The sequence below is a fragment of the Mesorhizobium sp. M7A.F.Ca.US.002.01.1.1 genome, from assembly GCF_004022955.1.
GTDB lineage: Bacteria > Pseudomonadota > Alphaproteobacteria > Rhizobiales > Rhizobiaceae > Mesorhizobium > Mesorhizobium ciceri.
The window spans coordinates 1-11,562 of record NZ_RZQE01000161.1 but is presented as its reverse complement, the minus strand read 5'-3'; the positions used below and the strand labels follow the sequence as shown (position 1 = coordinate 11,562).

Genomic DNA, 11,562 nt, shown 5'->3' with positions numbered 1-11,562 from the left:
GGCCTCGCCGGCGCCGGCACGCTGGCCGACCCGACGACGCTGGACGACGCCGTGACCAAGTCGGGTGCGAACGGTTTTGTCGTGGCGCTTGGCGGCAACGGCAATCTGACGACTGGCGGGGTGACGCTTGCCAATGGACAGACCGTCATCGGCGGCGGCGAAAGCGTCACCGCAAGGCTTTTCGGCGGCGGCACCAGCACCTTCAACCTGGGCGGCAGCGACGGCACGATCCAGGGCACCAACGTCGCCAACCCCGTCTTTACGCTCGGCAACGGCAACACGCTCAACGGCATCACCATCACCGGCGGCGGCGACGGCATCTTCGGCAACAACATCACCGGCGCGACGCTGACCAATGTGACGGTCACCGGTGCGGGCGGCAACGGCGCCGACTTCACGGGCAGTTCGACCGGCATCACCGGCTCCAACTTCACCGCCACCGGCAACGGCCTCGACGGCCTGCACATCGACGGCGACGGCACCTACAATTTCACCGGCACGACGCTGCTGAAGGGCAATCTCGACGACGGTCTCGATATCACCGGCAAGGGCACCTACACCTTCGCCACCGTCAATGCGCAGGACAATACCGACCGCGGCATCACCGTGCAGGGCACGTCGACCGGAGGCACGTTCACCACCACCGGCGGCACCGTGTCAGGCAATGGCGGCACCGCCGTCTTCATCGATCCGATCACCGCCCATGTGGTGCTGGACTCGATCAGCCAGAGCGGCGGCACGTCGGGTGTCGTGCTGGAGAATGTCGCGGGCAGCTTCACCGTCAACGGTGCGACGACGATCTCCAACACGACCGGACCGGCGATCGCCATTTCGGATTCGCCGGCGACGATCCGCTTCGGCGACATCAGCATCACCAACCCCGGCGCCGACGGCATCTCGTTTGCCGGCGTCAATGCGGCGGTGGTCGCCGGCAACATCGTCATCTCCGGACTGGGTGTCGGCACCGGCCTCGACTTCTCCGGATCCAAGACCAATTTCACCGCGCAGTCGCTCAGCATCACCGGCACCGGTGCTGCCGGCTCGATCGGCATCGATCTGACGTCGCCGAGCGTTGGCGGCGCGGTGATCATCATCACCGATGGCGGCGTCATCACCAATGTCGATACCGGCGTGCGGCTGGGCATTGCCGGCACGCCGGGCGCCACGGCCAACGCCGAATTTACCTTCGGCGGCAATTCCAGCTCCATCTCCGGCATCACCGCCTCGCTCGATGCGCGCGGGCTCAATGAGGGCAGCGGCCACTACGCTTTCGGCACGACCGCGTTTTCCGGCCCGCAACTTTACGATCTGCGCAATTACATCTTCGTTGCGGCCGGGGCTTCGGGCGGCGGCACGTCGATCACCGACCTCGCCTCGATCGAATATGCCGACAGCATTACCGCCAGCGACGCGATCATTGTCCTGGTCAACCGCGGGACAATCGACGACGCCACCGGCTTCTCGCTGAGCGACGGACAGGAACTGGCCTCGTTCGGCAATGACCGCGCGTTCTCGCTCGGCGGGGTGCCGTTGAATGTCACCGGCACCAACATCCATCATGACGAATCCATATCGGATTCAGCGGGTGCGGCGACGCTGACCAGTTCCGGCGGCGGTAATGTCGTGACGCTGGGCAACGGCAACACGCTGCTCGATTTCAACGTTTCCGGGGGTTCCGGCTCGGCGATCTACGGCCTGGGCATCAACGGCCTGACCGTCCAGGGCGTGACGGCCAGCAATGTCGGGTCCGGCCTCTACCTCAATGGTGTGACCGGCACGGTCTCGGTCGACGACCTGACCGTCCAGACCGCATCTCAAACCGGCATCGTGCTTGTCGATTCGAGCGCGACCGTCGATTTCACCGGCAACACCAAGATTACCAGTGCCGCCAACGTCGGGCTGTTCGCCAACAATTTCGACGGCATCGCCACCTTCGACGATCTCGACATCAGTGGCGGCGGCAGGGGCGTGGCCATCTGGAGCGGCTCGAGCGGCACGCTGACTTTCGCGGCCGCGAGTTCCATCACCAACACGGACGATGTAGCCTTCAACATCAACGGTGCGGTGCCCAACGTCACCTACAACGGCACGATCGACCAGGCCAATGCGGCCAACGCGGTCAGGATCATCGGCCAGACCGGCGGCACCGCCACCTTCGGCGGCAAGATCACCGCCAGCACGGGCTCGGCCAACGCGATCGACCTGTCCGCCAACACCGGCGGCACGGTGAAATTCACCGGCGGGCTGGACCTGACCACGACGACCGGTACCGGCTTCGATGCCACCGGGGGCGGCACGATCACAGTCGCGGCCGCGGGCACGGAGCAGATCACCACCGGCACCGGCCGGGCGATCAATCTCGACGGCATCACCATCGGCACCGGCGGCATGGCGTTCGACAGCATCACGACAGGCGTTGCGACGGCCACGGCGCTCAACTTCAATGCCGTCTCGGGCGGCCAGTTCCTGGGTGGCAATGTCACTGTCGGCGGCACCGCTGCCGGCATCAACGGCCTTGCAATCAACGCTTCGTCATCGACCTTCACCATCACCAATCTGGTGACGACCAATGTCGCGGGCACCGATGTCAGCCTGACCAACAATACGGGCTCGATCACGATCCTCGGTGGCACCATCGCCAATTCGGGCGCTGGCGACGGTGTCGTCGTTTCCGGCGGCAGCGCGACAGTCGGCGTAGCGGCCAACGTCTCCAGCTCGGCAACCGCGCCAGGCGCGGCGGTCAAGGTCGACGGCACCACCGGCGGCTCGGTGACCTTCAGCGGTACGGTCACCTCGACCGGCACCGGCGATCTGTTCGATGTCGGATCGACGCTGACCCCGGCCGGCGGCGCCATCAGCTTCACTGGCCCGACCTTGTCGGCGACGGGTGGCGGCGGGGCGCTTGTCAGCAGCCTCGGCGGCACCGCGACGTTGAACGTGACCGCGCCGCTGTCGATCACCAATGCCACGGGCACCGGCCTGTCCGTCACCAATGTCGCCAGCACGGCATCGGCGAGCTTTGGCGAGGTCACCGTGACGACGCCTGGCGGCACCGGCATCTTCATTGCCGACAATGGCACGGTCACCTTCGGCACAACCCAGGTTACGCTGGGAGCGGCAAGCACCGCCGGCATCGAGTTCCTCGACATCAACGAACATATCAGCTTCGGCACGACCACGATCGACGAGGTTGGCGCCAACCAGACCGGCATCGACTTCAGCGGTTCCTCGAGCGGTTCCTCGACAAGGGCCGATTTCGGCCTGACCACGATCACCGGCACCGGCAGCCTGACCTCGCGCGGCATCGACCTGTCGTCGACGACCGGCAACAAGACCATCGCCTTCCTGCGCGGCTCCAGCATTTCCAATGTCGGCGTCGGCGTCGAATTGTCGTCGAGCGGCGCCACCGCGACCTCGGCCAACGCCAACTTCACCTTCGGCGACGGCACGTCCGCCGATGGGCTGCAGTCCTCCATCAGCGCCGCCGCCGGCGGCTACACCGTCAATACGATCGGGCTCGATCCGACGCTCGGCAATTATGATTTCGACGACGTCAACTTCACCGGCGCCGCCCATCTGGCCAGCGCGGTCGGTGGGACCATCATGATTTCCCAGGGCGGTGGCATCGTCCACGCCAACACGGACGGGCTCAGCGCCGACGTGACCACCTACACGGTCGCCGAGGCCGATGCCATGACCGGCACGCTGAACTTCGCCTTTGTCGGCACCGTCGATCTCAGCGGCACCCCGTTCACGCTCGATTCCGGCCAGTCGATCATCGGCTTCGGCAACGGCGCCTCCATCCTCACCTCCGGTACCGTCCAGCCGGTCAATGTCCAGGGCAATCTCGGCGCTACTGGCGGCAACGTCACCGGCGATGAGGGCGTGGTCAAGAGCACGGGCAGCGATACCCTGCATCTGCTCGGCAACAACCAGGTGCGCGACACCGCTTTCGACTTCAGCGGCGGCAGCGGCTCGGTCTTCCTCGTCGACGGGAGCGCGGCTGGCTTCGTCAATACCGGCGGCATCTTCATCGAAGGCGTCACGGTCAGCAATGTCGCCGTGGGCCAGACGGCGTTCAAGGTCGCCGGCCTCGACACCAATTTGTCGATCGCAGACAACAACGTCAACGTTGCCGGCACGCTGCTCGACGTCGATGGCGGCGCCGGCAACATCACGGTCACGCGCGGCACCTTGCCCAACAGCGGACCGGCCGGCACGCTGACCGGCGGCGGCATCAACCTGCAGAACCTGACCGGCACGGTGACCATTGGCGACGGCACGCTGACCAACACCGGCGCGAACACGGCTTTCAATGTCGGCTCGACGACTGCCGGGAGCGGCGGCAGCGCGATCATCTCCTATGCCGGCACCATCAACAGCAACGGCACCGGCGCGGCTGTTTCGATCCAGAGCATGACTGGCGGCTCGGTGACGCTGTCGGGCAACCTGACTGATACCAACGCGGCCGCTGGCGGCAATATCGTCATTGCCGGCAACGACTCGGCCGCGATCACCTTCTCGGGCACCAGCAAGGTGATCAGCTCGGGCGCGACGGACGCCGTCAGCCTGGGTCTCGTTGGCAATTTCCCCGCAGGCACACCGGCCCCCAACACCAATTCCGCGATCAATTTCACCAATGGCGGTCTCGACATAACGACGACGACCGGCACCGGCTTCATCGCCTTCGGAGATTTTACCACCGGCGCCGTTACGGTCACCGGCACGGGCAACGAGATCAATTCCGGCGCCGACGGTCTTATCTTGTTCGGCGCCAATGTCGGCGCCGGCGGCGTTGCCTTCGACAGCGTCTCGGCCGTATCCACGAGTACCGGCGCTGGTGTGCTGCTTGGAGGTATCAATCTCGGCGGCGACGTCAACATTGGCGGCCTGAGGGATACCGGCTACATCGGCGCTTCATTGATCGGCCTGAGCGGCGCCGGCGTGGTCAATTTCACAGGCAAGACCGATCTCGACGTCAGCTACAGAGGGTTCGATATTGGTGGGCCGCTGGTCGGCACCATAAACATCGCCAATGTCGCCGGATCCACCCTGAACATCGATGACGCCGAGATCGGTATCGCATTGACGACCTCGAGCGGGACCGTCAACGTTGGCGGGAATGGCGGCAGCGCCAGCATCGGCGCGACGACAAGCACCACTGGTTCAGCGATCACGCTCGCCGGCGGCAATGATCTTGTCCACGCCACACTTAACTACACCGGCTCGATCAACGTCAGCGCGGGCAGCGTCTTGCAAGTCGGCGGCGGCGACTGGAGCGAGCTCAACATGAGCGGTTCGGTCGTTTCGACCTCGGCAGTAGCACTGCCGGGGACAGCGGTCTTCACCTTCAGCGGCAACGCCGAGGGCGTGTACAATATTTCGAGCACGATCAATCATACCGGGAGCGCCGTCGGCGTCTTGTTTGACGGATCGTCCGAGGGAACGGCCACCTTCTCCGGCACCTCGAAGATATTCGACACCAGCAGCGGCGCCAACGGCGCCATCGTCAAGCTCCCCAGCATCGGTCCGACCCAGGGCACGGGCACACTGGCCTTCACCAATGGCGGCCTCGTCATCACCACCTCGAGCGGCGCCGGCTTCACCGCCAGCACCTTCGCCGCCGGCACGGTCAGCGTCAGCGGCGCCGGCAACACCATCACCACCGGCACGGGCACCGCGCTCGATCTCGACAGCGCGACGGTCGGCGCAGGCGGCATCACCTTCGATTCGATTTCGAGCAACGGCGCCGCGACCGGGGTGTCGCTCAACAATGTCGGCGGCGGCGCCATCGACCTCGGCGCGGTCAACCTGCAGAACATCACCTCGCGCGGCGTCGACATTTCCGGCACGCTCGGTTCGGCGCTGAGCTTCGACAGCCTGAACATCGGAATCGCGGCCAGCGCCACCAACGCCGTCGGCCTCGACCTCAACGGTGCGGCGCTCGGCACGAGCACCATCACGGCGGACGATTTTGATGTCGATGGAGGCAACTCCACAGGGTCGATCGGCATCGACATGGCCGGCACGACCGGCACCGGCACGATCCAGCTCGGTGACCTCCTCAACAACAATCCTGGCCCGGCTGGCCAGACGTCGACCATCACCAAGGTCGCCCAGGGCGTCCAGTTCTCCAGCGCCACCAACGCCAGGCTGGTGTTCGGCGACGGCGGCAGCCCGGCCGAATCGAAGATCGAGACCTTCGGCAACGGCCAGGTCATCCACGCCACCGACACGCTGCCGACCAATGGCGACTACAATTTCAACGACGTCAATTTCAGCGGCGACACGTCGAACCTGTCTTCGTACAAGGTCTACTATGTCACCGCCGATGCCACCGCCCTTGGCGACGGCAGCCTGCTCAATCCAGGCACCTATGCCAACGCCCAGGCATCTACCGCCAATGTCATTGTGCTCATCAACAAGAACGTCGACGGCGGCCAGGCGACGATTGACCTCGGCGGTACGTCGTTCCAACTCGATGACGGGCAGGTACTGCTCGCCTTCAAGAGCGACGACGCGGCCGTCGATGTCTCGCAGCTTGGCGTCGATACCAGCGCCGGCGCTTCGGCTGCGTTCCATTTCACCACCGTGCAAAACTCGCCGATCATCGCGGCACCGGCGGGCATCGACACGCTACGGCCGATCCTGCAGAGCAACACAGCCGGCTCGGTGGTCGATCTGGCGACATCAGGCTCGGGCGTCGTCACCGGCGGCCTCCAGAACCTCATCATCCGCAACACAGGCACCGGCACTGGTGTCGCCGTCAACGCGACGTCCGCCTCCAGTTTCTTCCTCCGCAACAACGACATCGCGGCCGGCGGCAGGGCGCTCGATTTCTCCACATCAGCTGCGCCGGCCAACACGCTTCTGCTTTCGATCGACGGCAATACGCTGAAATCGACGGGATCGGCGCTGGCCGCGTCCTTTGCCGGCCAGAACATCAGCGCGACGGACAACTCGGTCGAGATCCAGTCCTTTGCCGACAACACTGTGCTCGGCGGCACTGGCGGCGGCATCGCCTTCAACAATGTCCGCTTCGACTCCAACGGCGCCGGCGGCACTGTCAGCGCCGGAACGATCGGTGTTGGCTCACCAGGCCCAGGGCGCGTCCAGGGCGACGGCCTCAGCTTCACCAACACCAGCGGCACCCTCGATCTCGGCGCGTTCAGCGTCTTCAACAATGGCGGCACCGGCGTCCTAGCCAACACCAAGACCACCAATTTCACGCTGAACAGCAGCAGCGGCGGCGTCTTCACGGGGAATGGCGCGGCGTTCGATCTCGATCCGCTGACCGTCAACATGGTGGTGACCAGCATCAGTTCAGGCGGCAGCAGCGGCGGCATCATTTTCGACGGCATCGCCGGTACCTTCACCGTCACCGGCAACACGAGCGTTGCCGCGGCGACGACTGCCGGCATTATGGCGATCAACGCCGGCAACACCGGCGTCTTCACCTTCAACACGGTGACACTGAACAGCGCCGTCACGGCGGGCGGCGGCATTCAGGTGGCGAGCGGTACGCTCAACATCACCGGCCTCGCCAACATTGACACGACCACCGGCGTCGGCGTCTCGCAAACCGGCGGCACGGTCAGCTTCACCGGCGGCGTGACCATCGACACCGCCAGCGGCACCGGCATTGTTGGAACCGGCGGCACGATGGGCATCACAGCTACCGCTGCCGCAGAAACGGTGAGGGCGACCACCGGCCAGGCGATCAATCTCTCTGGCGTCGCCGCCAGCATCGCGCTCGATTCGACCAATTCGGTCGGCGGCGCCAACAATGTCAGGCTGACCAACGTCAGCGGCACGGTCGACCTCGGTTCCGGCGCGCTGAGCGGTGCAACGGGTACGGCGTTCCTGGTTTCGGGCGGTTCGGCCAATATCGATTACAATGGCACCATTACCCACACCGCCAACGCCACCGCGATCGACGTCCAGAACCACACCGGCACCGCCGGCGGCGGCAGCACGATCTCGTTCGACGGCGCCATAACATCGAATAGCTTTAGCGACGGCATCAACCTGGTGGCCAATGGCGGCACCAACGGCACGACGATCAGCTTCACCAACAAGCTGGCGATCGATACCTCAACCAGCGACACCACCGGCTTCAGCGCCACCGGCGGCGGCACGGTTACCGCCACCGGCCCCGGCAGCACGATCAATTCGGGGACCGGCACCGCGCTCGATGTCGAGAACACGAATATCGGCTCGGGGAACCTTGTCTTCCAGAGCATCACATCGAATGGCGGTAGCGCCAACGGCATCATCCTGGTCAATACCGGCACGGCGCTCGGCAATGGCGGCTTGCATGTGACTGGAAATGGCGCCAACGTCGGCGCGACCGGCGGGGGCGTCATCGCCAACAAGACCGGCGCCGATGGCAGCGCCACGCAAGGCACCGGCATCTACCTCAGCAATACGAAGGATGTGCAGCTCAATGGTCTGCAGCTGAACGATTTCGACAATTTCGGTATCCGAGGGTTCGAGGTGAATGGCTTCGCGCTCACCAATAGCGTGGTGAACGCAACCTCTGGCACGAACGGCACCAGCGCCGCGGCCGACGAGGGCTCGATCAGCTTCCGCGCCGCCGATGCCGCCCATAACGGCCTGACCGGCACGGTCGCCATCACCAATTCGGTGATCGCGAACGGCCTTGAGGACAATTTCAACGTCTTCAACAACAGCGGCACGTTGAACATCACTGTTTCGGGCTCGACCTTCCGCGACACCTCCGTGGGACCGCCAGGCAATGTCGGCCTGCTGCTGCAGGCCGACGGCACCGCCAACATCACCGGCCTTGTCACGAACTCGTCGTTCCTGCGCAATTTCGCGAGAGGTATCCAGCTCATCAACAACGGCTCGGGCAACATCGATTTCGATGTCGGCCAGGCCGGCGTCGCCGGCAGCGGCGGCACCTTCACCGACAATTTCGTTGGCGTGGACATGGATCAGAACGGCGCCGGCACCTATAATTTCAATGTGCTGAACGCGACCTTCACCACGGCCAACTATGCGACCCTGTTTGGTGCCGGCGGCGCGGGCTCGCAGATCAACGTCAACCGCGGCGGTGCCGCATCGCCGGTCGTGCGTGGCCTGTTCACGGGCAACATCCTCAACAACAACATCAACAACGCGGATTCCGGCACCGGACCAGGTATCAGTGTCTCCGTCAACGGGACCGCCACCGGCAGCAACACGGTGACCGTCAAGCTCGACGGCAACACTGTCACGCACGTCGCGAACTATGGCATCCTGGTCGCGAACGGCGACGGCAATGGGATCGTCAATGCCACCATCACCAACAACACCGTCAGCACGACGACCGCAGCCGCGCTCGAGGCGATCCGCGTCAATGGCGGGATAACCTCGAGCCAGGCTGGTGCCTCCGGCACGCCCGACAATGGCACGCTGACTTTTGATATCCATGGAAATACGCTGAGCGTCGATCCGTCAGCTGGCGTCACCGATATCCGCGTGCGGCAGCGGTTCAATGTGATCGACAAGATCGAAGGCTATGCCGGCAGCGCCACCGACGACACGGCGGTTCAGGCCTATCTCGCCAGTCTCAACAGCCATTCGGGTGGCGGTGCCGCGACAGTGGCCGCCGACCACAACAACACCGGCTTCGGGACCATTGTTGGGGTTACGGAGCCGCCCCTGCCATAAGCGGGCGTTGCGCGCGTTGGCGCTGGAATAAATTACAAAATGTATTGGCCGAGCAGATTGCTTTGTGCCGGTGGGTGATCTAACGTAACGTCATGTAGAGATTGGCTTTTTACTACAAATTGAACGTTTGGGGGTGTATATGGCCGAGCCGTATCTCTCGGAAATCAAGTTGATTTCTTTCAACTTCCCTCCCCAAGGTTGGGCGTTCTGCGACGGGCAGCTCCTGCCGATCAACCAGAACCAGGCATTGTTTGCTCTGCTGGGCACGACCTATGGCGGCAATGGGCAAACGAATTTTGCATTGCCCGACCTGCGTGGGCGCGTTCCGACGCACACCGGTGGCCAAGGTCATCTTCTCGGCGAACGGGGCGGCGAGCAGGCGCATACGCTCACACTTTTGGAGATCCCCCAGCATTTTCACAGCGCCAGCGCGACATCGGCTTCCGGCGATCTCTTCGTCGCCACCGGCAATGTGCTTGCGGCATCGCCCGCGCAGCTTTACGCGCCGGGAACGTCCAATCTGACTGCGCTGACACCGAGCAGCGTCACCGCGATGGGCGGCAGTCAGCCACACGACAACATGCAGCCCTATCTGGTGCTGAATTTTTGCATTGCTCTGGTAGGCATCTTCCCGTCGCGGAATTGAAGGACGCGCAGCCATGACAGTTTACATCGGCGAGATTCGCATGTTCGCGGGAAACTTCGCGCCCGCCGGCTGGATGTTCTGTCAGGGCCAGACGATACCCATTTCCGAAAATGATGCCCTGTTCCAGTTGATCGGCACCACCTATGGCGGCGACGGTGAGGAGACATTCAAACTGCCGAACCTGGCCAGCCGCGTGCCGCTCCATCAGGGGACCGGATTTATCATCGGGCAAACCGGCGGCGTCGAGGACGTGACGCTGAGCATACAGCAAATGACCGGCCACACGCACGCGATGCTGGCAACGACCAGCGTCTCCAGCCAGACGAGCCCCGCCAACAATGTCGTGGCCCAGTCTTCCACGGGCAAGCTCTATGTCGAGGACACGCCCACGGCGAACCTCGCCAATCCCGTGGTCGGCATGTCTGGCGGTGGCTGGCCCCACACCAACCTGCAGCCTTATCTCTGCGTCAATTTCATCATCTCGCTGTTCGGCGTTTTCCCGACCCCAACATAGGACAGGACCATGTCGGACCAATTCGTAGCAGAAATCCGAATTTTCCCGCTCAACTTCGCGCCCGTGGGCTGGGCGGTCTGCGACGGCCAGATCCTGCCGATTTCGCAAAACACGGCCTTGTTCTCGCTGCTGGGTACGACCTATGGCGGCGACGGCAAGTCGACCTTCGCCTTGCCGGACATGCAAGGCAGTGTGCCGATGCAGCCCGGCCAAGGTCCAGGATTGAGCTTTTATGATCTCGGGCAGTTCGGCGGCTCGGACACGGTCACCTTGCTCGAATCGGAAATGCCGATGCACAACCACAGCATCCGCGCCGTAACCGACCCCGCCGACCTCCAGATCCCGACGCCGACGCGGGCGATCGCCAGGTCGACCAACGCCAACGCCTACAAGAACACGACCGTCAACATGGTGCCGATGGCGGCCAACATGCTGGCTCCGGCGGGTGGCGGCCTGCCGCACAACAACCGGATGCCCTACCTCACACTAACCTTCTGCATCGCGCTGCAAGGCATTTTCCCACCAAGAGGCTGACCGAGCCAACAGGGCAGGACCGATATCATGGCCAAGAACGCAGAACCGAAATCGAAGGCCCCCGCGGCGAAGACGCCGGCGCGGAAAGCGCCCTCCACGGCCAGGGCCCGCCCGGCGCCGTCCAGCCCCCCACCCATTTACCAGCACAAGCCGGCCGGCGCTTCGTTCTTCGAACTGTCGCGGCTGATGGTGG

Annotated in this window: 4 protein-coding genes; all 4 read left to right on the top strand. The window is 64.1% G+C overall.

Translation table 11 applies throughout. The annotated features are described in order from the left end of the window. The first annotated feature begins 51 nt into the window (after positions 1 to 51). Positions 52 to 9,675 (top strand): hypothetical protein, encoded by a 9,624-nt coding sequence (locus EN932_RS17240; RefSeq protein WP_206618941.1) that lies wholly within the window; start codon positions 52 to 54, stop codon positions 9,673 to 9,675. Positions 9,676 to 9,814: 139 nt separating this feature from the next. Beyond that, positions 9,815 to 10,321 (top strand): tail fiber protein, encoded by a 507-nt coding sequence (locus EN932_RS17235; RefSeq protein ID WP_013528764.1) that lies wholly within the window; start codon positions 9,815 to 9,817, stop codon positions 10,319 to 10,321. Positions 10,322 to 10,334: 13 nt separating this feature from the next. After that, positions 10,335 to 10,835: a tail fiber protein gene (locus EN932_RS17230; RefSeq protein WP_127366767.1), complete on the top strand. Its 501-nt coding sequence runs from the start codon at positions 10,335 to 10,337 to the stop codon at positions 10,833 to 10,835. A gap of 9 nt (positions 10,836 to 10,844) precedes the next feature. Beyond that, on the top strand, positions 10,845 to 11,369 hold the full coding sequence (locus EN932_RS17225; RefSeq protein WP_013528766.1) for a tail fiber protein: 525 nt from the start codon (positions 10,845 to 10,847) through the stop codon (positions 11,367 to 11,369). Positions 11,370 to 11,562 lie beyond the last annotated feature (193 nt).